The 22,837-nt window shown below is 70.4% G+C and carries 24 protein-coding genes and 2 pseudogenes; 11 read left to right on the forward strand and 15 right to left on the reverse strand.

Annotation, left to right across the window (positions count from 1 at the left end; genetic code table 11):
* Positions 1-116: 116 nt before the first annotated feature.
* The 4 genes and pseudogenes from ACFYWY_RS31045 to ACFYWY_RS31060 form a co-directional block, all read right to left on the reverse strand.
* Positions 117-710 carry a TetR/AcrR family transcriptional regulator gene (locus tag ACFYWY_RS31045; protein WP_389192395.1) on the reverse strand — a complete coding sequence of 198 codons (594 nt, stop codon included), beginning with the start codon at positions 708-710 and terminating at the stop codon, positions 117-119.
* Positions 711-743: 33 nt separating this feature from the next.
* Positions 744-914 (reverse strand): annotated as a pseudogene (locus ACFYWY_RS31050) (acyl-CoA synthetase); the annotation flags it as partial.
* The gene (locus ACFYWY_RS31055; protein ID WP_389192398.1) at positions 905-1,042 is read right to left on the reverse strand and encodes a hypothetical protein; all 138 of its coding nucleotides are present in this window, start codon (positions 1,040-1,042) and stop codon (positions 905-907) included. The gene ACFYWY_RS31055 and the pseudogene ACFYWY_RS31050, both read right to left, overlap by 10 nt.
* Positions 1,039-1,803: an SDR family oxidoreductase gene (locus ACFYWY_RS31060; RefSeq protein WP_389192401.1), complete on the reverse strand. Its 765-nt coding sequence runs from the start codon at positions 1,801-1,803 to the stop codon at positions 1,039-1,041. Before ACFYWY_RS31060 ends, ACFYWY_RS31055 begins: the two co-directional genes overlap by 4 nt.
* A gap of 203 nt (positions 1,804-2,006) precedes the next feature.
* On the opposite strand from ACFYWY_RS31060, the gene ACFYWY_RS31065 reads away from it, so the two are divergent.
* The 6 genes from ACFYWY_RS31065 to ACFYWY_RS31090 all read left to right on the forward strand — a co-directional run bounded on the left by ACFYWY_RS31065 (position 2,007) and on the right by ACFYWY_RS31090 (position 8,051).
* Positions 2,007-3,275 (forward strand): exo-beta-N-acetylmuramidase NamZ domain-containing protein, encoded by a 1,269-nt coding sequence (locus ACFYWY_RS31065; protein WP_389192403.1) that lies wholly within the window; start codon positions 2,007-2,009, stop codon positions 3,273-3,275.
* A 169-nt stretch (positions 3,276-3,444) separates the two neighbouring features.
* Entirely contained in the window at positions 3,445-4,755 is a 1,311-nt protein-coding gene (locus ACFYWY_RS31070) for a serine-threonine protein kinase (RefSeq protein WP_389192406.1), read from the forward strand.
* A 532-nt stretch (positions 4,756-5,287) separates the two neighbouring features.
* Positions 5,288-5,899, forward strand: coding sequence for a hypothetical protein (locus ACFYWY_RS31075; RefSeq protein WP_389192409.1), 612 nt, complete (start codon positions 5,288-5,290; stop codon positions 5,897-5,899).
* Positions 5,900-6,029: 130 nt separating this feature from the next.
* Positions 6,030-6,791 (forward strand): 3-keto-5-aminohexanoate cleavage protein, encoded by a 762-nt coding sequence (locus tag ACFYWY_RS31080; RefSeq protein WP_389192574.1) that lies wholly within the window; start codon positions 6,030-6,032, stop codon positions 6,789-6,791.
* A 14-nt stretch (positions 6,792-6,805) separates the two neighbouring features.
* Entirely contained in the window at positions 6,806-7,876 is a 1,071-nt protein-coding gene (locus ACFYWY_RS31085; protein WP_389192412.1) for an RNA ligase (ATP), read from the forward strand.
* A gap of 46 nt (positions 7,877-7,922) precedes the next feature.
* A complete protein-coding gene (locus ACFYWY_RS31090; RefSeq protein ID WP_389192415.1) occupies positions 7,923-8,051 on the forward strand; it encodes a hypothetical protein in 129 nt (42 codons plus the stop codon).
* Here the strand turns inward: ACFYWY_RS31090 and soxR are convergent.
* Positions 8,048-8,527 carry a redox-sensitive transcriptional activator SoxR gene (soxR, locus tag ACFYWY_RS31095; protein WP_389192418.1) on the reverse strand — a complete coding sequence of 160 codons (480 nt, stop codon included), beginning with the start codon at positions 8,525-8,527 and terminating at the stop codon, positions 8,048-8,050. The two genes, ACFYWY_RS31090 and soxR, sit on opposite strands and share 4 nt — an antisense overlap.
* 161 nt (positions 8,528-8,688) lie before the next feature.
* Between soxR and ACFYWY_RS31100 the strand changes: the two genes are divergently transcribed.
* Positions 8,689-9,150: a MaoC family dehydratase gene (locus tag ACFYWY_RS31100; protein WP_389192421.1), complete on the forward strand. Its 462-nt coding sequence runs from the start codon at positions 8,689-8,691 to the stop codon at positions 9,148-9,150.
* Between the two features lie 9 nt (positions 9,151-9,159).
* Here ACFYWY_RS31100 and ACFYWY_RS31105 read toward each other — a convergent pair whose 3' ends face one another.
* From ACFYWY_RS31105 to ACFYWY_RS31115, 3 genes are all read right to left on the reverse strand, one after another.
* Positions 9,160-9,783 carry a TetR/AcrR family transcriptional regulator gene (locus ACFYWY_RS31105; RefSeq protein WP_389192423.1) on the reverse strand — a complete coding sequence of 208 codons (624 nt, stop codon included), beginning with the start codon at positions 9,781-9,783 and terminating at the stop codon, positions 9,160-9,162.
* Positions 9,784-9,851: 68 nt separating this feature from the next.
* Entirely contained in the window at positions 9,852-10,139 is a 288-nt protein-coding gene (locus ACFYWY_RS31110) for a YiaA/YiaB family inner membrane protein (RefSeq protein ID WP_389192426.1), read from the reverse strand.
* An 88-nt stretch (positions 10,140-10,227) separates the two neighbouring features.
* Positions 10,228-10,359: a hypothetical protein gene (locus ACFYWY_RS31115; protein WP_389192595.1), complete on the reverse strand. Its 132-nt coding sequence runs from the start codon at positions 10,357-10,359 to the stop codon at positions 10,228-10,230.
* Positions 10,360-10,396: 37 nt separating this feature from the next.
* Here ACFYWY_RS31115 and ACFYWY_RS31120 point away from each other — a divergent pair, with 37 nt between their 5' ends.
* The 3 genes from ACFYWY_RS31120 to ACFYWY_RS31130 all read left to right on the forward strand — a co-directional run bounded on the left by ACFYWY_RS31120 (position 10,397) and on the right by ACFYWY_RS31130 (position 12,948).
* A complete protein-coding gene (locus tag ACFYWY_RS31120) occupies positions 10,397-11,041 on the forward strand; it encodes a TetR/AcrR family transcriptional regulator (RefSeq protein WP_389192429.1) in 645 nt (214 codons plus the stop codon).
* Between the two features lie 120 nt (positions 11,042-11,161).
* A complete protein-coding gene (locus tag ACFYWY_RS31125; protein WP_389192430.1) occupies positions 11,162-11,857 on the forward strand; it encodes an ArsR/SmtB family transcription factor in 696 nt (231 codons plus the stop codon).
* 32 nt (positions 11,858-11,889) lie between these two features.
* Positions 11,890-12,948 (forward strand): DMT family transporter, encoded by a 1,059-nt coding sequence (locus ACFYWY_RS31130; protein ID WP_389192433.1) that lies wholly within the window; start codon positions 11,890-11,892, stop codon positions 12,946-12,948.
* Positions 12,949-13,064: 116 nt separating this feature from the next.
* Here the strand turns inward: ACFYWY_RS31130 and ACFYWY_RS31135 are convergent, their stop codons facing one another.
* Entirely contained in the window at positions 13,065-14,408 is a 1,344-nt protein-coding gene (locus ACFYWY_RS31135) for an MFS transporter (RefSeq protein ID WP_389192436.1), read from the reverse strand.
* 414 nt (positions 14,409-14,822) lie between these two features.
* A pseudogene (locus ACFYWY_RS31140) lies at positions 14,823-15,379 on the reverse strand (Type 1 glutamine amidotransferase-like domain-containing protein); the annotation flags it as partial.
* 603 nt (positions 15,380-15,982) lie between these two features.
* Between ACFYWY_RS31140 and ACFYWY_RS31145 the strand changes: the two are divergent.
* Complete coding sequence (locus ACFYWY_RS31145; protein WP_389192438.1) at positions 15,983-16,141, forward strand: hypothetical protein; 159 nt, start codon at positions 15,983-15,985, stop codon at positions 16,139-16,141.
* A gap of 244 nt (positions 16,142-16,385) precedes the next feature.
* On the opposite strand, the gene ACFYWY_RS31150 is transcribed toward ACFYWY_RS31145, so the two are convergent.
* From ACFYWY_RS31150 to ACFYWY_RS31170, 5 genes are all read right to left on the reverse strand, one after another.
* Positions 16,386-17,264: a lasso peptide biosynthesis B2 protein gene (locus ACFYWY_RS31150; RefSeq protein WP_389192441.1), complete on the reverse strand. Its 879-nt coding sequence runs from the start codon at positions 17,262-17,264 to the stop codon at positions 16,386-16,388.
* Positions 17,261-19,150: an albusnodin/ikarugamycin family macrolactam cyclase gene (locus tag ACFYWY_RS31155; protein ID WP_389192444.1), complete on the reverse strand. Its 1,890-nt coding sequence runs from the start codon at positions 19,148-19,150 to the stop codon at positions 17,261-17,263. Before ACFYWY_RS31155 ends, ACFYWY_RS31150 begins: the two co-directional genes overlap by 4 nt.
* Positions 19,151-19,167: 17 nt before the next feature.
* Positions 19,168-19,371, reverse strand: coding sequence for a lasso RiPP family leader peptide-containing protein (locus tag ACFYWY_RS31160; protein ID WP_389192447.1), 204 nt, complete (start codon positions 19,369-19,371; stop codon positions 19,168-19,170).
* Between the two features lie 388 nt (positions 19,372-19,759).
* Positions 19,760-20,929, reverse strand: a complete 1,170-nt coding sequence (locus ACFYWY_RS31165) for an ROK family transcriptional regulator (protein WP_389192450.1) — start codon at positions 20,927-20,929, stop codon at positions 19,760-19,762.
* A gap of 826 nt (positions 20,930-21,755) precedes the next feature.
* The gene (locus ACFYWY_RS31170; protein WP_389192453.1) at positions 21,756-22,835 is read right to left on the reverse strand and encodes a Zn-dependent alcohol dehydrogenase; all 1,080 of its coding nucleotides are present in this window, start codon (positions 22,833-22,835) and stop codon (positions 21,756-21,758) included.
* Between the last annotated feature and the right edge of the window lie 2 nt (positions 22,836-22,837).

Here is a 22,837-nt window from a genome sequence, read left to right on the forward strand (position 1 = left end):
GCCGGCGGGCCCCCCCCCCCCCCCCCCCCCCCCGCGCCCCCCCCCCCCCCCCCCCCCCCACCCCCCCCCCGCCCCCCCCCCCCCCCCCCCCCCCGGCGATTGAGGACAGGAAAAAGCTACGGGCGCAGCGCCCGCAGCAGCATGTCCGCCAGGTGGTCCGCCACCTGTTGCGGGGTGAGCGGGCCGTCCGGCCGGTACCAGGTCGACAGATGGTGGACCGACCCGAAGTGGTAGTCCACCACCAGGTCCGCGGGCGTGGCAGAGGAGAAGACCCCGCTGTTCTGGCCCTCTTCGACCAGCGCGCGGAACCGCTCGTGGTAGCGGCGGCGCTCGGCGCGTACCTGCTTGTGCTTCTCCGGGCTCAGATGGTGCATGGAGCGGAAGAAGATCGCGGCGTCGTCGAGGTTGTCGATGGTGGTGACGACCACGTCGGCGGCCGCGCCGCGCAGCCGCAACTCGACCGGCTCGTCGGCGTCCGCGAACGCGTCGAGCCGCTCCTGCTGGAGCCGCAGCACCCGCGCGTAGACCTCCTGGAGCAGGTCTTCCTTGGAGCCGAAGTAGTGGTACAGCGCGCCCTTGGTGACACCGGCCGCCTCGACGATCTCCTGGACGGAAGTCCGGTCGTATCCTCGCTCGGCGAAGAGCCGGGTGGCGGCGGCCAGCAGCCTCTGCGGGACGGGGGTTCCGTCCCCGTCCGTCGTCCTGGCCATTGCCGCCACCCGCCTCTCGTCAATTCCTTGCGTCTATCCGGGAAAACGCAGTTCCCGCCTGAGGATCTTCCCACTTGTGGTCTTCGACAGCTCCGGCAGGATCTCGACTTCGCCGGGGTATTTGTACGCCGCCAGTCGTTCCGCACAGTACGCCGAGATCTCGGCCGGTCCGGCGGCGGCCCCCGGACGCAGACTCACATACGCAGCATGACCGCCACGCGGCCGACGGCGGCGCGGAAGGAATGGACGACGATCGGGGGCGCGGTGATCAAGGCGCGCTGGGCCTCGCCGAGCCGGCCGAGCCAGGGCCTGGCCGCGTAGATCGAGGTCACCGGCCGGTCCCTTCCCACTTCTGCTGGAGGTGGCTCATACCGGCCAGCCAGCGGTCGGGAGTGGCGGCGCGGGCCTCGTAGTACCCGGCGACCTCGGGGTGCGGCAGGATCAGGAAGCGGTCCGCTTCGATGCCCTCGAACAGCGCGTCGGCGACGTCCTCGGGCTCGATCGCGGTCGGCGCGAGGACCAGTTCGCCCGCCGATCCGGCCGCGGTGAGCATGTCCGTACGCACGCCCTGCGGGCAGATGGCGTGGACCTTGAGGCCGCGGTGGCGGTAGGTGAGGGACAGCCACTCCGCGAAGGCGTACGCGCCATGCTTGGAGACGCTGTACGGTGCCGCGCCCACCATGGTGAGCAGCCCGGCGGCGGAGACGGTGGAGACGAAGCGTCCGCTGCCGCGCTCCAGCCAGTCGGGCAGCAGGGTGCGGGCGGCGCGGACGTGTGCCATGACATTGACGTCCCAGGCGGCGGCCCAGACTCCTTCGTCGGCGAAGGCGTCGCCGGGCGAGGCGAGGCCCGCGTTGGCGCAGTAGACGTCGACGGTGCCGTCCAGTGCGTCGCGGGCCTCCGCCACGATCTCGGAGGCGTCGCCGGGGACCGCGGTCGCGCCGATCTCGTCGGCGATCGTCTTGGTCCTCGTGGGGTCGATATCGTTGACCACGACGCGGGCGCCCTCCGCCGCGAACCGGCGGGCCAGTGCGGCGCCTATGCCGCCGCCCGCACCCGTGACCACCACTCCAGCGCCCTGCACCGTACCCATCAAGCTCCGCCTCTCCGCGTGCCGACCATCCGTGCAGACTAACCAGTCGGTATGTGGCGGGGGAAGGGGGCGGGCGGCGCGGGCACCGTCGGGTGCCGGGCCGGGGTGCCGGACGCGAACCGTGGCGCCGGGGTCGTTCCCCGTGCCCGCCGTGCGCGCTAGCGTGCGTGGCCATGACAGACAGCGATCACGGAGGTAACCCGATGAGCCTGTCCAGACGGGGCCTGCTGGCCGCCGCCGGCGCGGTGACTGCCGGCGGCGCGGTCACTGCCGCCGCCCCGGTGGGAGCCGCGACCGTATCGCCCGCCTCAGCCCGCTCGGGCCGCGGCCGGGTCCGCACCGGCTTCGACCGGCTGGCCGCCGACGGCTACCGGCTGCTGTCCGGCGAGCGGGTCGGAGTGGTCACCAACCCGACCGGGATCACCCGGGACGCGCGGCACATCGTGGACGTCATGCACCCGGACGACCGGGTGAACCTGGTCGCCGTCTTCGGCCCGGAGCACGGCTTCCGCGGCACGGCCCAGGCGGGCGGCTCCGAGGGCCGCTACGACGACCCGGCGACCGGGCTGCCCGTGTACGACACGTATCTCAAGAGCGGGCAGCCGCTCGCCGACATCTTCACCGCGTCGGGCGTGCAGACGATCGTCTTCGACATCCAGGACGCCGGCGCGCGTTTCTACACGTACATCTGGACGCTGTACGACTGCATGCAGGCGGCCGCGCTCGCGGGCAAACGCTTCGTGGTGCTGGACCGGCCGAATCCGGTGACCGGGCGGGCCGCGCTCGGTCCCGTACTGGACAAGGCCTTCGCGACCTTCGTGGGCCGCGAGCCGATCGCGCAGGCGCACGGCATGACGGTCACCGAGCTGGCGGGGCTGTTCAACGGCGAATTCCTGACGCAGCCGGTGGAGCTGGAGACGGTACGGATGTCGGGCTGGCGGCGTTCGGACTTCTTCGACGCGACGGGCCTGCCGTGGGTGCCGCCGAGCCCCAACATGCCGACGCCGGACACCGCGCTGGTGTACTCGGGCACCTGTCTCTTCGAGGGCACAAACCTCTCGGAGGGGCGCGGCACGACGCGCCCGTTCGAACTGCTGGGCGCGGAGGGCATCGACCGCCGCTGGGCGCAGGCCGCGAACGCGCTGGAGCTGCCGGGCGTCCGCTTCCGCGAGGCGTACTTCGCGCCGACGTTCTCCAAGTTCCAGGGCAAGACCGTCGGCGGGGTTCAACTGCACGTCCACGACCGGGAGTCGTATGACCCGGTGCGCACCGGGATCGGCCTGCTGGTGACGGCGAAGCGGACATGGAGCGGCTTCGCCTGGCGGCCGGACAACTGGATCGACAAGCTGACGGGCTCGGCAAAGGTCCGCACGATGATCGACGCGGGGGCGGGGACCGACGAGGTGGTGGGGGCGTGGCGGGACGAGCTGGCCGCGTTCCGCGCCGTACGGAAGAGGTATCTGCGGTACTGACGGGGGCGCCGGAGCCGGCCCGGGTCCGCTCCGCCGACCGGGTCTGACCGTCCGGGACCGGCCGTGACCGAGCGCGGCCGACTGCCGCCACAGGTATGGCCGTCTCTCCCCTTGCGCAGGATGCTGTTGCCCAAGGGGCTGGAACGGGGACAACGGGGAGGGGCAGGCCATGCCGCAGATGAGTGTGCATCCGTACCGGGACATCACCTTCGACAAGGACGGCGACGTCGACACCGCGCAGCGCGAGCGACTGGCCGAAATGGACGTCACCGATCTGGTCATGTTCGCCCACGGGTGGAACAACTCGCCCGCCATCGCGAACCGGCTGTACTCGGCCTTCTTCGCGCCGTTTCCGGGGCTGCTGGCGGCCGCTCCCGAGGTACGGCTCGGATATGTGGGCGTCGTATGGCCGTCCATGAAGTTCACGGACGAGCCGATCCCCGACTTCCAGCCCTCGGCCGTCGCTTCGCCGCTGGACTCCGGGCTGGACGAGGCGACGCGGCACGCCCTGGTCGAGCTGTTTCCCGGGCACGACGCGACGGTCGCGCGGCTGGCCCAACTGCTCGACGAACAGCCCGAGTCGGAGGCGGCGTTCGCGGAGTTCGGAGCGCTGGCACGGCAATTGGCCGAGGCACCGGCCGGCGGTCTTGAGGGGACCTGTTTCACGGACGATCTGCCCCACGACGAGCAAGGCCCGCCCGCCGTGCTGTACGAGGACGCCCTCACGATGTGCCGGAGGTTCACGCTGGCGCTGGAGGAGACCGGTGAGGTGACCGAGAAGGAGCCCGCCCTCTCGTCCTTCTCCTTCGCCGGTGGGCTCAAGAAGGTGTGGAAGGGCGCGAAGGAGCTGCTGCGCCAGACGACGTACTACGCGATGAAGCGGCGCGCCGGGACGGTGGGCGAGCTGGGCCTGGGCCCGCTGCTCGGGCAGCTGGCCCGGTCGTCCCCCGGTGTGCGCGTCCATCTGGTCGGCCACAGCCAGGGGGCGCGGCTGGTGTCGTTCGCGCTGCGCGGACTGCCCGACGGGGCACACAACGTAAAGTCGCTGACGCTCCTTCAGGGAGCTTTTTCGCACTATGCGTTCGCGCAGAGCCTGCCGCATTCGACGCACAGCGGTGGCGCTCTGCGCGGCATGGAGCAGCGGGTCGACGGTCCCGTGGTGGCCTGCTACTCGCGGCACGACAGCGCGCTCGGGGTGATCTATCCGCTGGCGGCGAGCCTGGCCGGGGACGACGCGAGTGCGGTCGGACTCGACAAGCGCTGGTGGGCGATGGGGCACAGCGGCATCCAGGCCGTCCGGCCGCTGGTCCGGCTCACCCTGGAGGAGACGCTGCGGCAGGGGATTCCCGGCTCGGGCTGCGTGAGTGTGGACACGGCGTCGGTGGTGCGGCGCGGCGGGCCGCCGGCGGGTGCGCACAGCGACATATGCCATGAGGAGCTGGCCCGGGTGGTGCTGGCCGCGGGCCGCATCGGACGCTGAGTCGCCACTCAACGCCCGTACGGCCCACGGCTGTTGTCACTGCCCGGTTGTCACCGGCGGGACGGGAATTCGACCACCTGCTGTGGCAGGGGGGCCGGCAGACCGGCGGCGAGCGCGAACACCGCGGCGTCGGTGGCGGTTTTGAGTCTTCCGATGCGTCGTCGCATGAATGCTCCTCGGGGAGGCCGATGCGGCGGACGTTACTGGCGGTATGACTCGCGAGTGAGGTGAACATGCGTCACCTTTTCCGGATCGCTGCACCGGCACATGCCGCGCCCCGCCCCATCAGCGCGACGGGGGAGGGAGGGCCCCGCCCGCCGCCTGCTGCCCGGATCGGTCAACTGGCCTACGGAGGGCGGAATGGGGCGCTTTGCCCGGACCCGACAGTGAAGGTCGAACTCTCCCCCGCTGCGCCCGGCACCGTAGGCGAAATCCGGCTGATGACCGCCATCGAATTTTCGATGGAGCCGGATCGGGCACACGTACGTCCATTCCATGACGCCGAAGTACGAGCGACGGAGGTGGCAGGGCGATGGCAGGTTTCCGGAGTCTTGCGAGACAGGTGCGCGACGCGCGGTGCGATCTGGCGCTCAGGCGCTATTCACTGCGCAAGTGCCTTGAGCGATTTGCCCCCTATGGGCACCGGGCGACCTGGGATCATCTGTGCGCGAGGCACAGCATCGAACCCGAGGACCGAGCACCGGATCCGGCGCGGCTGGTAGCCGCGCTGGAGGAACTGGAGAAGGCGCGGGCGGTCTGGCTCGCGTACGAAGAGGGTTTCGCGGACCGCCGCAAGCGCGAGAAGCACGACGGGCTGCGACGGCCGGCGTCCATAGACGACTGGCACCGGCGGACCTGGGGCGGGAACGGCGTCGCGCGCTGCGACAGGCCGGCCGCGCACCCTTCGGCGCCGCTCGACGAGGTGCTGCGGCGGCTGATAGCGGCGCTGGAGACGAAACCGGGCACTGCCTGCCCGGTGTGCGGGGGGACGCACATCGTGTGGCGGCAGGATCTCGCGAACGAGCCGTGGTTCGGGCCGGTCTGCACGGGCTGCGGCATCGTCGTGCCGCAGCCCGTTCTGACGACCGAGGCTGTGGCGGCGGCCAAGCGGGCGGGCCGCAAGGAACTGGCGTCGGTCGCCTGATGCGCGCGGGGGCGGTCGACGCAGTCGCTGAGCCCCCGCGTTGTCAGTGGCGCCGTCGGTGGCGTGGTCAGTGGCGTCATCGGCGGCGCCGTCAGTGGCGCTGTCAGTGGCGACCGGCACCATCGACGACATGATCCAGGTCTGCTTGAACGGGCCCCTTTCGGCCAGTGACGGCGCTGCCGTGCCGCTCTCGCCCGGAGCGATGGCCGAGTCGGCGGCGGAAGCCGTCGCGGCCGGCGCCGCCGAGGTGCATGTGCACCCCAAGACACCGTGCGGCGACGACACCCTGTCGCCTCGCGCCCTGGCCGAGGTGCTCATGGCGATACGGGCCGTGGTGGACGTTCCCGTCGGGGTGAGCACGGGCGCCTGGGCCGAGCCCGACCCCGGGCGCCGGGTGGAGCGCGTCCGCTCCTGGACCGTGCTGCCCGACCACGCCTCGGTCAACTGGCACGAGCCGGGTGCGGAGTTGGTCGCGGGGGTCCTGCTGGAGCGCGGGGTCGGCGTGGAGGCGGGCCTGTGGTCGGGGACGGACGGACCGCGGCGTTTTCTGGCGTCTGAGCTGGCGCCGCGTGTGCTGCGGATGCTCGCCGAGGTGATGGACACCGATCCCGGCACGGCCGGGGAGTCGGCCCGCTCACTCCTCGCCGAACTGGGCACGGCCCATGGGTTACCGCTGCTCCTGCACGGCGAGGACGGCGGGGCGTGGCCGGTGCTGCGGCTCGCACGGCAGTCCGGTCTGGACACCCGGATCGGCCTGGAGGATGTGCTCTTCCTGCCAGACGGGCGGCGTGCCGCGTCAAACGCCGAACTGGTGCGCGCGGCCCGGGACATCGCGGATATTCGGTGGCCGCGTGATGGGGGTGGCCCGCACAGTGGTTGCGGAAATCCGTAACCGAGGAGACGCCGATGTCCACGCTGCGTGTCACCGCAGAGCTGCTGACCGTCCACAAGCACCCGAACGCCGACGCGCTCGAACTGGCCCAGGTGGGCCTGTACCGCGCGGTCGTCGCCAAGGGCGCCTACCGCAGCGGTGACGCGGCCGTCTACATCCCGGAACAGGCCGTGCTCCCGGCCGCATTGATCGAGGAGCTCGGGCTGACGGGGCGGCTGGCAGGGAAGGCGTCCGACCGGGTCAAGGCGGTGCGGCTGCGCGGAGAGCTGTCGCAGGGCATCGTGTGCCGGCCGCGGGCGCTGGCGGAGATCGATCTGGCGCGGGCGGCCGCCGACGGCACGGACTTCGCCGAGCTGCTCTCGATCACCAAGTGGTCGCCGCCGATCCCGCCCACGATGAGCGGGGACGTGGAGACCGCGCCCGATCTGCTGCCGTGGGTCGACATCGAGAACATCCAGCGCTACCCCGACATCTTCACGCCCGGTGAGCCGGTGGTCCTGACCGAGAAGCTGCACGGCTCGGCCTGCCTGCTGACGTACAGCGTCGCGGATGGCGGGAAGGTCCAGGTGTCGTCGAAGGGCTTCGGCGCGAAGGGCCTCGCGCTCAAGGAGGACCCGCGCAATCTCTACTGGCGCGCGGTGCTGGCCCATGACGTCCCGGCGGTCGCGGCGCGCCTCGCCGAGAAGCTGGGGGCGAGCCGGGTCGGACTCTTCGGCGAGGTGTACGGCGCGGGGGTGCAGGACCTGGGCTATGGGGCCAACGCCCGTTCCGAGGCACTGGGTTACGCCGTCTTCGACGTATCGGCGGAGATATCCGGCCAGGTCGGCTGGCTGGGCCCGGCAGAACTGCTGCAGGGCGAACTGCCGCTGGTGCCACGGCTGTACGAGGGCCCGTACGACATCGCCAAGGTGCTGGAGCTGGCGAGCGGCCGGGAGACGGTGTCGGGCCGCGAGCTGCATCTGCGCGAGGGCGTCGTGATCCGCCCCGCCGCGGAGCGCTACAGCTCGGTGGTGGGTGGCAGGGCGATCGCGAAGGCGGTGAGCCCGGCGTATCTGACCCGCAAGGGCGGCACGGAGTACGAGTGAGCCCGCCGGACCGCGTCGGCCCGCCCCCGGGGGTGCGGGCCCGCGCATGTTCCGCGGAAAGGGTGGGCCCGTCACGGGGGTGCGGGCCCGCCTTTCACGTCGTACGCCGGTGCTCGCGCAGGCGGCCGCGCTCGCACCGGTGCCCGCTCTCGAACCGGTGCCCGCTCTCGCCTAGGCCTCGCCCTTCGCCGGCTTGCGGCCCTCCGGGAGCAGGCGGGAGCCCGTCATCCGGTCGCCGAAGATGTCGTCCGGGTTGGACAGTACGCAGGTCTCCAGCGAGAGGCAGCCGCAGCCGATGCAGTCAGTGAGGTGGTCGCGGAGGCGGCCGAGTTGCTGGATGCGTTCGTCGAGTTCCGTGCGCCATGCCTCGGACAGCCGGGCCCAGTCCTCCCGGTCCGGCGTGCGCTCCTCCGGGAGTTCGGCGAGGGCCTTCCTGATCGTCGCGAGGGGGATGCCAACGCGCTGCGCGGCGCGGACGAAGGCGACGCGGCGCAACGCGTCCCTGCTGTAGCGGCGCTGGTTTCCGCTGGTCCGGCGGCTGCTGATCAGGCCCTTGGACTCGTAGAAGTGGAGGGCGGACACCGCCGCGCCACTGCGCGCGGACAACTGGCCGACCGTGAGCTCGTGAATCGTCTCGGGAATCTGTGGCACTCCTCGAAGCCTACTGGTGGTCCGGCACTCGTCGTTCGCCACGGGTCGTTCGCCACTCGTCGTTCACCGCCTGTCGTCCGTTGACAGGGCGCGCACATCCAACCATGCTGAGCAAGCGCTTAGACAAGAGCTTGAACGCTTGAGAGGCAGGGACCAGGGACATGGCTGAGCCGAAGATCTTCACCTCCCCCGACGAACTGCGCGCCGGGGTCGGCGAGCAGCTGGGTTACAGCGACTGGCTGGAGATCGAGCAGAAGCGGATCGATCTCTTCGCCGAGGCCACGGGCGACCACCAGTGGATCCATGTGGACCCCGAGCGCGCGGCGAGCGGCCCCTTCGGCACGACGATCGCGCACGGCTATCTCACGCTTTCGCTGCTGCCGACCTTCGTGCCGCAGGTCATGCGCGTCGAGGGCATGAAGATGGGCATCAACTACGGGGCCAACAAGGTCCGCTTCCCCGCCCCCGTGCCGGTGGGCTCGCGGCTGCGCGCGACCGCGGTCCTGCAAAGCGTCGAGGAGGCGGGCGGCGGCGTGCAGGTGACCGCCCTCATCACGGTCGAGCGCGAGGGCGGCGAGAAGCCGGTATGCGTGGCCGAGTCGGTGTCCCGCTACTTCTTCTGAGTCACCGGACTACTTCCGAGCGGTGACCATCCGCAGGACGAGGTCGGCGTAGAGCGCGCCGACCTCGTCGGGCGTCCTGCGCCCCTTGGTGTTGAACCAGCGCGCCACGTCGATGCAGAGCGACAGCACCGCGACCGTGGTGCCGGGAATGTCCGGAACGTCAAACTCCCCCGACTCCACACCATCGCGCAGAATCCCGCGCACGACGGCGTCGCTCCGGCGACGCAGCTCGAGGATCTCCGTACGGTGGTCGTCAGAGAGCGCGTCGATCTCGTACTGCACCACATGCGCGGTGTCGTGCCGCCCGGCGTGCCAGCGGACGAACGAGCTCACCGCGTCGGCGAGCCGCTCGGAGGGTGTGCCTTCGGCGTCCGCCGCCGCCGAAAGGATCTCCAGGGCCTTGTCATGCCCGATCCGACTGATCCGGTGGAGCAGCTCTTCCTTTGTCTTGTAGTGGATGTAGAGCGCGGCGGGGCTCATCCCCGCGCGGCCCGCGATGTCCCGGGTCGTCGTCGCGTGATAGCCCCGCTCGGCGAAGGCCCCGACGGCAGCGACGAGCAGCTTCTTCGCCGCCTCGGGCGTGACCTCGTCCCACGGCATGTCCTCGCCCGCCGTGTCCTCCGCCGTACTCATCGCTCGCCCCTTCCGTTCAGCAGAAAGCACACCCTACCTCGCCGGTGAGCAAGCGCTTAGCGCTTGGGTCAGAGCTTCTGGAAGGGGTCGTGTTGGGCGAGCATCTTCTCCAGCCTGGCCTGGTCGACGCGGCTGACGATCTGTCCGGCCTCCTGACGGTCCCTGATCACCTTGGCCAGAGTGAACGCCGACGTCGTGAGATAGAGGACGGCGATGGCGAGAAAGCCGCGCACCCAGGCGTCCGCGTCGAGATAGAGGATGCCGAGGCCGACGGCCGCCAGGGCCACGGTGAAGGAGGCGACCGACTGTCCGTAGAAGGCCGTCGTGCTCTGCTGCTTGACCGGTGTCTCACTCATGCACGTCAGGATCGGCGGTTGTGGCCCGCACCACATCCGCTCCCGTACTCACTCACCTACTCAGGCACTCAGAAGGCCGAGACTCCGGTCAGCGCGCGGCGGCCGCGCGCACCGCCGCCTCGGAGGCGAAGAGCTTGGCCTGGGAGGCGGCGGTGGCGAAGTCCTCGCCCCGGTCGAGCAGGTCGGCGACCCGCCAGGTCACCCCGATTTTAACTATCACTGCTAGTTTCTTGTCTGCAGGCCCTACTATGTGCCGCATGGCCCGCCCGCGCAAGCCCCTCCTCAGCCGAGAACGCATCGTCGAGACGGCGAGCGCTCTCGTGGACGCCGAGGGTCTCGAGGCCGTCTCCACCCGGCGGCTGGCGGCCGAGCTCGGCGTCAGCGGCCCCTCCCTCTACAACCACTTCCGCAACAAGGACGAGATCCTCGACGCCGTCGCCGACGCGGTCAGCGCGCAGGTCGATCTGTCGATGTTCGAGGAGGGCGACGAGCGCGACTGGCGCACCGCGCTGCACGACTGGGCCGTCTCCTACCGCGCCGCCCTGACGGCCCACCCCAACACCGTCCCGGTCCTGGCCCGCGGTCCAGGACGTCGCCCGGCCGGCCTCAGGGTGGCTGACGCGGTCTTCGGCGCGATGGTCCGCGCGGGCTGGCCACCGGCCCAGGCGACGTACATCGGCGCCCTGATGCGCTACTTCATCACCGGCTCGGCGCTCGGCTCCTTCGCCCGGGGCTTCGTCGACGACGAGACGGCGTACGACCCGGCCGACTATCCCCACCTCGGCCAGGCGCATCTGCTGGCCGAGCGGCAGCAGAAGGTGGACGAGGGCGCCTTCGAGACCGGGCTGCGCGCGCTCATCGACGGCTTGGCCGTGCAGTACGCGGCGCTGGCGAACGCCTGACCCGCACGGCGGAGACACCCAGCGAGCGTGATCCTCGCGGCGTACGAGACCCGCGCGGCGTACGAGATACGACGCGACGCTTCGGCCGCCGCCGAACGGTGGATGGCGGATCCTGGAGGCATGCAATCCAGAGACCTCGCAGCCCTGGCCGCGCTCCTCTCCGACGAGACGCGCGCCGCCTTCTGTCTCGCGCTGCTCGACGGGCGCGCCTGGACCGCAGGCGAGCTCGCGCGGCAGTCGCGCGTGGCGCCTTCGACCGCCAGCGAGCATCTGGGCAAGCTCGTCGCGGGCGGGCTGCTCGCCGAGGAGCGGCAGGGGCGGCACCGCTATGTGCGCCTCGCCGACGAACGCGTTGCGCATCTCGTCGAGGAGCTCGCCTCGCACTCCGCGCCCGCGCCGGACGCGCCTGCCGGCACACTGCGGGCGGCGAGCGCGCGCAGCGCCATGGCCCGGGGGCGTACCTGCTACGACCATCTCGCCGGGCGGCTCGGCATCGCGATCACCGAGGCGATGACCGCGCGCGGGCTGCTGAACCAGGACACGGGATTCGCACTGACCTCTCAAGGGGTGGGCTGGTTCGGCGAGTTGGGGCTCCCGCTGGAGCGGAGGGGGCGTCGGCCGCTCGTACGGTCGTGCCTGGACTGGACCGAGCGTAAACCGCATCTCGCGGGGACCGCGGGAGCCGAACTGTGCCGCCATGCGCTGGACGCCGGCTGGTGCGTACGGATCGGGTCCGAGCGGGCCGTGAGGGTGACCGCGGACGGCGAGCGGGCGCTGCACGACCTGCTCGGCATCGAGCCCGGGATATTGCGGTGAGCGCCGAAGCGTCGAGGCCCTACGGTCGGCCCATGACGAACCCCTCGCCCTCCGCCGACCGCTCGCAGTGGCCCGCCCTGGCCGCCGCGGGGGTCACCGTCGTCCTGTGGGCCTCCGCCTTTGTGTCGATCCGCAGCGCCGGTGCTGCGTACTCCCCCGGCGCGCTGGCCCTCGGACGGCTGCTCGCCGGGTCTCTGGCTCTCGGCTGCGTCCTGCTGATCCGGCGCGAGGGGCTGCCGCCGCGTGCCGCCTGGCCCGGAATCGCCATATCCGGGCTGCTCTGGTTCGGCGTCTACATGGTGGCCCTCAACTGGGGCGAGCAGGAGGTCGACGCGGGCACGGCGGCGATGGTCGTGAACATCGGTCCGGTCCTGATCGCGCTGCTCGGCGCGCGGCTGCTGGGCGAGGCACTGCCGCCGCGGCTGCTGGCCGGTATGGCGGTGTCCTTCGCGGGAGCGGTGACCGTGGGACTTTCGATGTCGGGCAAGGGCAGCGCCTCCACGCTGGGAGTGCTGCTGTGCCTGCTGGCGGCGGTGGGGTACGCGGGCGGGGTGGTGGGCCAGAAGCCCGCGCTGGCGCATGCGAGCGCGCTCCAGGTGACGACGTTCGGCTGTCTGGTCGGTGCGGTGGCCTGTCTCCCGTTCATCGGGCAGTTGGTCTCCGAGGCGGAGCGCGCGCCGCTTTCTGCCACGCTCAACATGGTCTATCTGGGCGTGTTCCCGACCGCCCTGGCGTTCACGACCTGGGCGTACGCCCTGGCCCGTACGACCGCTGGACGGATGGGCGCGACGACCTATGCCGTACCGGCGCTGGTCGTGCTGATGTCGTGGCTGGCGCTGGACGAGGTGCCGGGCTGGCTGACCATGGCGGGCGGCGCGCTGTGCCTGGCCGGAGTGGCCGTCTCCCGCAGCCGGTCCCGGCGAGTGGCCGCCCCGGTCTCGCCCTCACGGGCCCTGGCGGGGGAGCCCACAGCCGCGGACACCGGGACGCCGGACATCGGGACTCCGGACGCCGGGACTCCGGACGCCGGGACTCCGGACGCCGGGACTCCGGACGTCGACGCGCCCGGGGGACGGGGCCGTCGGAGCTGACAGACGCTCTCCGGCGCCGGGCGATGTATCCGTGCGACGTGAGTGAATGCGGCCGTCCCGCGGGGAAGTCGGGACGGCCGCACACAGGGGTCTCACGTGAGTGAATCGCGAGCGGTTCACTCCTGGGCGGCGGCCCCGTCGGCAGTCCGGGCGGCGGCCCGCTTGGCCAGAATCCTGATCGAGACGAGGGCGACGACAGCCAGGCCGATGATGTAGGCGGACACAGCCATGGACGTGCCGGTGGCCTCCAGGAGCAGGACCATCATGAACGGGGCCAGTCCGCCGCCGAACACCGCCGCGATCTGGTAGCCGAGCGAGGCTCCCGTGTAGCGCATCTCGGCGGTGAACAGCTCGGCGAAGAGCGCGGCCTGCGGCCCGTACATGATGCTCAGGAAACAGCTGGTGACGAAGGTGCCGACGCCCAGCCAGAGCAGCGACTTGGTGTCGATCAGCAGGAACATCGGGATCGCCCAGACCAGCAGGCCGACCGCGCCGAAGGCATAGATACGCAGCCGCCCGATGCGGTCGGACAGCGCGGCCGCCGCGGGTATCAGCACCAGCTGGGTGAGACTGACGCAGAGCGAGACGGTGAGCACGGCGCTGCGCTTCATGTCGAGTTCGCGGGTCGCGTAGTCGAGCACGCCGGTGATGATGATGTAGAAGGTCGCGGTGTTGACCGCGAACGAGCCGCCGGCCAGGAAGACGGTGCCGAGGTGCTCCCGCAGGATCGTACGCAGCGGCGAGCGGGGTTCGCTCTTCTCCTGTGCGGCCAGGGCGCGTTCGGCCTCGCGGAACGCCGGGGTCTCCTCAACCCGGGTGTGGATGAACCAGGCGAGTGCGAGCACCAGGAAGCCGACGAAGAAGGGGACGCGCCAGCCCCAGGCGGCGAAGCTGGAGTCGCTGGTGACGGCTCCGGCGACCAGGAAGACGGTGTTGGCGCTCACCACGCCGATGGGGACGCCGAGTTGGACGAGACTGCCGTACAGTCCGCGCTTGCCCTCGGGGGCGTACTCCGTGGCCATCAGCATCGCGCCGCCCCACTGGGCGCCGACCGCGATGCCCTGGAGGACGCGGAACAGCACCAGCAGCACGGGGGCGGCGATGCCGATGGTCTCGTACGTCGGGAGCAGACCGATTCCGGTGGTGGCGAGGCCCATCAGGGTCAGCGCGAGGACCAGCATCGGCTTGCGGCCGTGCTTGTCACCGAGCTGGCCCGCGATGATGCCGCCGACGGGGCGGGCGAGGAAGCCGACGGCGAACGTCGCGAAGGCGGCGAGCACGCCGGCCGACGAACTGCCGGCGGGGAAGTACAGATCGCCGAGAACGAGGGCGGCGGCGATGCCGAAGACGAAGTAGTCGTACCACTCGACGGCGGAGGCGAGGGCGGCGGCGGTGGCGACGCGACGGCGACGGGGATCGGCGGGCGCGTCGGTGCTGGTGAGCTGTGGGGCGGTGTCCATGCGTGCACACTCCGGTGGGTGCGGGGACGAGGAGTGCGGGGACCATACCGACCGGTGGGTATGGGGTCAACGGTTTGCGCAGCCGAAGGGCTCACTCGTAACCGGGGGCTGCGCCCCCCCGGACCCCCGTGGGGCCTCCGGCCGTGTCCTGGGGGTCCCCCCACGCCCGCAGGGCGTAGGGGGTGGGGGCACCTCCATGCCCGAAGGTTGGTTCTTCGGCGACGCCGTCGCCCGGGCTCGCGACGCGTGGTGGGGCTCGCCGAGCGAGCCCGGCAGACCATGGACCTGCTCGTCGGCTACCGAGACGCGATCGTGGCGGGAGCGATCCGGCACGACGGAGCGTGTGTCCTGGCCCGTCGACGGCGCCCGCCCCCTCCCTGCCAGCGGACTGCCGGAAGGCGATGAACAGCACGATCACGACACCTCTGTGAGCAGGCGGCATGGAAATGCTCGCTCGCTGGCTCCGCTCAGCCCGTCCGCTCCACCTGGTACAGGTGGGCCCCTGGAGCGCGGGTAACCGTTTCCGCCGGAAGGCCGTCCATGAAAAGCCCTCCAACTGCGTCCTCCAACGCCCAGCCCGCCGGAAGGGCCCCGGTTGCCACGGCTGCCTGGTAGGAGAGGCGACAGCCCGGCTCACCGTCGTAGTGCGGGCAGACCGAGCCGGCAACAGGCCCAACCCGTCCGGCAGGAAACCAAGCGGCCCGAAAGAGTCGGTATGAGACCCCTCGGCCCAGCAGTTGGCGCCGGCACTGATTCCGCACAACAGCGTTCCGAGGCCGTAGGCCTCGCGCAGCAATCGATCCACGCCGTGCGTGCTGCCAGACCGCCAGCAGGTTCACGGTGTTGCCGTCACCCACGTACACGACGTCTTGAGCGAGCAGGAACGCGCGCAAGGCGTCATCGCCGAACTCCCGCCGGAACAGCGGCAAGACGGAGGACTCGCAGTCGGGTCGCGACTGGAACGCAGCGAGAAGGGGCCCCCGCGGGAGGTCAGCGCGCAGCATCCGTGCCTCGCACTGAACAGGCACGCAGACGCCACCGTCGCTCATGGCTTCCGCCGTCTGGTGCTGCATCAGGATCTGAACTTCTTGTGATGTGCGTCACAATCGAGGGAGTGCAGGACGCCCGTCCGTAGGCGGCAGGCCGTCTGCGCAGGCCGCCCGCCGCTCCATTCGAGGCATGCGGCGGACACCGACCCGCGGATCACCTTCGATTCGGACGAAACGGCGCGCTCGGCGCGCCGCCCTGACGATATCGGGCAGTCACCACCGCCCGCCGTAGGCGAGGGTTCACGTCGACAACGTCAGCACATGCGGGCACCGCTTCTGGTGATCGGTTGCGTTCGGTTCACCGGCCGGGAACCCACAACATCAGCGTACCGCTGCGAATTGAACCATTCGGTTCGGTGAATGCCCCTGGCCGGGGCGTATGAGTCCTGTCGACGGCCCATTCAATGGCCGTTGATTTCGACCGAGTTGCGGACAACACTTGTATCCACACGGAACCGATGCCGCATTCCCGTATTCCTCAGAAACGGGCGCCGGGCTCGCGTGGGGATGGAGGTGACGAGACACATGGGCATGAACATTGCGATGACTACCCGCTGCTCGATCTCCGTGCGTTGGAAGCACGTGCGGGTGGTCATCATTGTCGTCGTCCTCGTGATCCTGAGTGTGCTGACTCATGGAAACGGTGACACGACACTGTTCGACGCGCTTTTGCCGCGCGTCTGAGGGAAGCGCTGATCCCTCAAGTGGGGGCGGTTGCCGGGAGACCAGTAGCTGCCCCTTCACATTTCAGGTTAGCGCACAACTACCCGTCGCTGAAGAGGTTTCTGCGCCATACCCCCAGAGCGTTCTTGGAACTATCCGGTAGCAGACGATCTGGGTGTCACACCAATACGAATTGAATACACGGCAGCGGGAGGGGTGCGGAGATGCAGACGCGCGCCCGGTTCCCCGACCACGGAATACGTGATCATACGGAAAGGACCCGGCGGAAAGCGCCGTTGCCGTACTCGTCCGGCGGCGTGACCGGGACTCCCTGCGCCTCGACCCAGGCGTGGAAGCGGTAGGGATCATCGGCCGTGCCGATACACCACATCGCCCGCCGCCCGGTGAACGCCAGGACCGCAAGGGTGGCGAGGGACACCTCCAGGCAGGCGGCCCGCCCAGGGTACAGCCCCGCGGCGCGCCGCACCGCTGTGAGCGAGGCCGCCGCCTGACGCGGGGTCGCCTCCCGTCGGCACCACCCACGTGCGGTCCACCTCACCACGCGAAAGACGATCCGGAACGGCAGCCGGATCAGGAAGAGCGCCAGCAGGAGACCGAGCAGGCCGACGACCACCGCGGGCGCGCCGCGGCCTTTGCGGGTACCTGCCGGCCGTACCGGAGTCGCGGCCATCAGCATCTCCGCAGCGGCCGAGGGGATCACAGGTCCTGGTGCACCTCGGCCGCCGGACCTGCGGTGCGCGCGCGTCTGTAACGTCGCTGCCGCAGGAACTAGTTGGAGGGTTGCCGGTGCCGGGTTCACTGGTCTCGAGATCACTCGTTCCGGGATCCCCGCTTCTTCGGTCTCCTCCTCCGGGCCGCCGACAGTGAGCAGGCCACGGCTGATCAGATCGTCCGCGAGCCGCCGGGCGTCCTGGCGGATCCGTTCATGGTGCGGCTCGGGGTAGCGGCTCTCCATCACGTGCACCGCGGAGTCGAAATCCCGGCTGCGGCGCCACTCCTGCCACAGGGCCCGCGCAATGGGGTTCATCGCGAAGCAGTGGCCGGAGCGCACGTCGAGGAGCACGGTCCCGCCATGCGGTGCGGAACTCTCACGGACGTGTTCGGGCACACTCAACCAGGTCATGGCAGCTCCTCGCCGCTTTCACAGCACGCCAGCCACATATCCGCGCCCAGTAGGCGGTTGAGCGCCGGGAACGGCGCCGATAGCCCCGCGACGGCACGGTCGAGTGAAGCGATCACCCGCGATGGTTCGATGATGCCGAGGTCGGCCAGTGGCGACCGGACAAGACGTGCTCGCAGTTCCGCAGCGGACAGGCGGGCGCCCCAGTAGTCCTCGGCCGCGTAGTCGCCCTTGGTCCGCCGCCGCAGCACGGGGTCGGGGACCAGTCCGGCCAGTCCGGCCGCCAGCAGCGGCTTGACGGTGAACGGATCGGCTTTGAGAGGCAGCGGCAGGCTCGTACAGGCCCGTACGACCTCACTGTCGAGGAAGGGTGCCTGGGGCCACACACCGAACTCGCGTGCTATGGACGTGAATTGGCCTTGCACCGCCGCGGAGTTGCGCAAATCGCAGAGGACCGCTCGGGTGCCCGGTGTCAAAAGCACCGGATCACAAGAGGCCGACTCGGAACGTGCCCGGGCTAGTTCGGCAAGGTGCCGGCGCGCGCGAGTGGTCAGCCAGGCGGCCTCCGGCCCTGGGGGCGACCACCAGGCGACCGCGTCCAGCCACTGTGTTGGACGCTGCACCGGATTTTCCAGCAGCACGGCCAGTTCACGCAATGCCCGGTCCGCAGGCGTATGCGCCAGGCGAAGCGCCCGGAAAGCCACTCTCGCAGGGGAGAGCTGGCGCAGCCTGGCGAGGGCGCGTGCGTCGTGAGCGAGTCGACGCAGTCCCACGGCAGCCGCCAGGTCACCGAGGTAGGCGGGTGGCACCGCCAGCAGAGCGTCACCGCCCTCCCCAGTCAGGTGGACGCTGCCGCCGTCGCGCGCGATATGCGCGAGGCGCAACCGCAGCCGCGAGCCGGTCACGGCTGCCGGGTCAGGCTGGTCCACAGGGCCCTGGGACTCCAGGCCGCGATAGGGCAGCGACGCGAGGCTACCCCGGGTGACATCCAGTCGGATCGCGGGTGTCTCCGCAGCGTAGTGCAGTGCGTGATCGAGGTCGCCCGCCGACGCGTCGGGGTGGTGGTAGACGAACGCGTCCAGCGGTTCGGTGGCCCCACGGGCGGCAAGGAAGGCCAGCGAGGTGGAGTCCATTCCCCCGCTGAAGTCGGAGGTGACCCGCCTGGGGCCGTCGGCGCGCAGAGTGACCGCGCGCGTCAGCGACGACCGCAGTCGTGCTGCGCTCTCCTTGAAGTCGGCGCCGCTGTCGGGACTGAGCCGTTCGTACGTCCAGTGGGTGAGGACTCCGGAGGGTTCGATCCGTAGCGCTTCCCCGCCGCCGAGTCGCCGCACCTGGGCGAACGCCGAGCGCGCTTCGGTGAGTTCGGGAACTCCGGGGCAGACGATCTGCGCGGCGAGCGCCGTCGCGTCGGCGGCGCCGCCTGTCCCCGCCAGGACCGCTGCGGCCGTCGCCCGCGTGGAGAGGGCCGTACGGTCGCCGCGCTGCGCGTAGTAGAGGGGAAACTGACCCGCCGGGTCGACATACGCGGTGAGGCGGTCACCGTCATGTATGACCACGAGCAGATATGCGCCAGGCCACTGCGTCAGCCGTTCCCAGCGGCCGTCCCTCGTCGCACGCTCCAGGTCCTCCCGCATCGTTCGTGCGTCGGCGAGGCACTGGCCGACCGCGAGCAGCCGTGCGCGCGCACACTCGGCAGTGCTCACCTCACCGGGGTGCCAGGGTCCCCAAGACCACAGCCGGCGTTCAGCGGGCCACACCCTGGCGGCCGGTTCCGGTAGGGGGGGCCACGTCGGCGAAAGGAACCCGGCGATCGCGGGGCCGTGAGGGAGGCGGACAGCAAGGCGGGGGCCGCGGTTGTCCGAGAGGGCGACAGGCGTAGGGGCAGGCATGACGGCGATCCGCAGAGCTACCAGTAGTACTGCGCGTTGGCGTCGGCGTTACCACTGGGCGAGCTGCCAAGCGTCACCTCGCGGACATGGCCGAGATCGACCAGCAACGGTGACTCGTAGGCCGCCTGCTCACAAGGGGACGGCACCACACCGGGGTTCTCCGCTTGCCGCTCGCCTTCGGAATCGCCGCACAGGAATTCGGCGAAAGTGTCATGAGCCATCGGGCCGCCTCGGGTCGGGGGCAGGCAACTGCCCCGGAAAATAGGTGCATGAGTGGCGTACGCCATTCCACTCGAGCGACAACGGATTCTAACCACCTCCGCGCTCCGGCAGGTATCGAACTGGACCGCATGCGCAGCGTGTTGGCCTGGCAGTTCATCCCCCGTCGCCATAACGGCCGGCAGAGTCCCTACTCAGCGCCATACCAGGCCACACACCGGTTTCCCTAATTGACGAACGGCGCCTGCTCATTCGAAGAGGTAACGCGGTGAATCCGGGAACTTCTTCATCACGTCGAAGATGTGGCTGGTCGAAAAGGGGGGCCCGGACATTACGCGCCTTCTCCAGCCGCCATACGACAGGCCCGGAGCGCCCGAGGACCCGGGATCGTTACGGCTCCGTGTTCTCCGTGGTCTCCGTGGTCTCCGTGTTCTCCGCGCTCTCCTGGCCTCGCAGTCCGAGGACGAGGGCGCCCTGCGCCTCCGCCTTGGTGCCCAGTTCGCTGAGCGTGAGGGCGAACTCGGAGCTGCTGGCGACCGCGCCGGGCAGCGCGAAGCGGCGCAGCGACTCCTTGCAGCCCTCTAGCAGCAGGTGTTGGCACTCGGCGAGCTGACCGCCGACCACGATGAGGTCGGGGTTGAACATGTTGCACAGCTGGGCGAGGGAGCGGCCCAGGGTGCGTCCGGCATCTTGGATCACCCGCATGCAGACCGCGTCCTGCGCGTTAGCCGCCCTGATGATGTCCTCCAGCTGCTCAGGACCGGCCGCGCTGTTCCTGGCGCGCGCGGCGCGGACCTGCGCGATCAGTGCCTCGGCGCCGATCACCGTCTCCAGACAGCCGCGCCCGCCGCACTGGCACACCGCGCCGTCCGGGTCCACGGTCAGGTGGCCGATCTCCCCGGCCATCCCGCGATGACCGCGCAGCACGCTGTTGTGCACAATGATCCCGGCCCCGACGCCCGTCGACGCCTTCACGTAGACCACCGTCTCGGCACTCTCACGCGTGCCGTACGTCTGTTCCGCCAGTGCGCCGAGGTTGGCGTCGTTGTCGATGACCGCGCGCACGCCCAGCAGGGCTCCCAGGTCCCCCGCCGGGTCGTCCTCCGCCCGCCACGGATGCAGGATCGGCGGAGTGAACGCGGCGGTGCGCGGGTCTATCATCCGGGGCACGGCGATGCCGAGCGAGAACACATCATTCCGCCGCTGTCCCGTCGCGTCGACCGCGTCGATGATCATGTCCCTCACGACCGGCAGCGCCCTGTGCCACCCCCTGCTGACACCTTCCGCGTTGACCCGCACGGCCACCTGATCGAATTCCTTGTCGAGTCTGCGGGCGACCACCGTGACGTGGTTGTACCCAAGGTGTACGCCCACACCGACGTTCTCGACGGGGACAAGGCAGACCTTGCCGCCGCGCCCCTTCCCCTCCGCCCTGACGCCGTGCACGAGTTCGGCCGCTTCGAGGTCCCGCACTGCGGCCGATACCGTGGCCTGGGACAGCAGAGTGCGGCGTGCGATGCCGACCTGCGTATCCGCCTTGATCGCAACGGCGAGTAACACCTTCCTGCGATTGGTGCCCCGCGTGGGTGACCCCGTCAACCGGCCTAAAAGATCGCGCATGTCACCCATCGAGCCCCCCAGCCGGAATCCACACTTCGACCTTTCTACGGCCGAAACGGAAATTTTACCAGGTGGATCTTCGATTCCAAGTCCGCGCGGCTTCGAATAGTTCCACGAAAAACTGAGGACACACGGTGTCCAGCATTCGAAATTGATCAATTGCGCGGACCGAAATTGGCTGAAAATGGCGACGAAGAACCGGAAAAGACCACATCCGTGCGTGGCTCACGCGGTTATTGATCGTTGCCGAGCGAGTTGTCCGGGCACCTACCTCTTCTCGCTTAACGATCTCTCAGCGCGCACAGGTCGGCAGCGAGGGCAAGCGCGTCCCCGGCTTGCTGGCGGACCGAGTACGAGCACCACCGTGCGCCACGACACACCACCCGCCCCCCTGCGCCTCGCCATGGCCACAACCCTAGGGAGCCCCGGCTGGTGCCGCACTCCGATCGGGACGATCGACCCTCCCGCAACCGTTCCCGGGTCTGTCGGCCGTTCGGGGTGCTGTGGGAGGACGTGAGCTGTTTACCCGCCTCGGTGGAGGACTGGCAGGCGGTCCTCGATCTCGTCGAAGTGAAGGGTTGGAGGTGCAGTACTCCGAAGGCGAGGCGGTGTTGCCGGTGCCTCGGGCGGCTATGGGGGTCCGGGGCGGAGCCGGAGCCCCGGTGGTCAGGGCCGAATGTTCGGCCTCGTGGGGGTTCTCCCCCCGGACGAAGTCAGGGGGAGTTTGAGGCGCGGAGCCCCGGGCAGAGCACGGGCAGCGCCCCGGTCAGAACACGACCAGCGCCCGGCCGCCCTTGCCCGCGAGCATGTCCTCGAAGGCCGCAGGGATCCCGGCGAGTCCGATCCGCGCGGTCACCAGGTCACCCAGGTCCAGCCGACCCGCCCGGATGTGGTCCGCCAGCACCGGCAGGTCACGCGCCGGGTCGCTGTTGCCGTACACGCAGCCGGAGAGCGTGCGGCCCCAGTGGAAGATCTCCAGCGCGTTGAAGGTGACCTGCTGGTCCTTGCCGCCGATGCCGACGACCGTGGTGCGGCCGCCGCGGCGGGTGGATTCCCAGGCGGTGCGGATGGTGGCGGCCCGGCCCACGCACTCGATCGCGACGTCCGCGCCCCGGCCGCCGGTGAGCGCCCTGATCTGCCTCACCGTGGTGTCGGAGGCGACGACGTACTCCGTCGCGCCTGCCTGCCGCGCCAGCTCCTCCTTCTCCGGAGACACATCGACCGCGATGATCGTCGACGCGCCCGCGATCCGGGCGGACTGGAGGGTGGCGAGGCCGACGCCGCCGGCGCCGAAGACCACCACCGACTCGCCCGCGCGGACGCGTGCGGCGTGGTGGATCGCGCCGTACCCGGTGAGGACCGCGCAGCCGAGCAGCGCGGCGTCGGTGAGCGGGACGCCGTCAGGGGCCGGCAGGACGCAGTTCGCGGCGACGACGCTCTCCTCCGCGAAGGCCGCGACGTTCAGACCCGGGTACAGCTCGGCGCCGTCGGCGGTGCGGGCGTAGACGCTCGCCGCGCCCGCCAGTGCGTTGACGCACAGCCAGACCTCGCCGATCCCGCAGTGGTGGCAACTCCCGCAGGAAGGGGCCCAGTTGAGGACAACGCCGTCTCCGACGGCGACATGGGTGACGCCCTCGCCGACGGACACGACCGTGCCCGCACCTTCGTGGCCGAGGACGCAGGGCGTCGGCACGCGCATCGTGCCGTTGGACAGGGACAGATCGGAGTGGCAGACCCCGGCGGCGGCGAGGCGCACCCGCACCTGGCCGGGGCCGGGCTCGGGCAGTTCGATGTCGGTGATCTCCAGCGGAGAGCCGACGGCGGGCAGTACGGCGGCGCGGACCATGG

The organism is Streptomyces sp. NPDC002870, assembly GCF_042888505.1.
GTDB lineage: Bacteria > Actinomycetota > Actinomycetes > Streptomycetales > Streptomycetaceae > Streptomyces.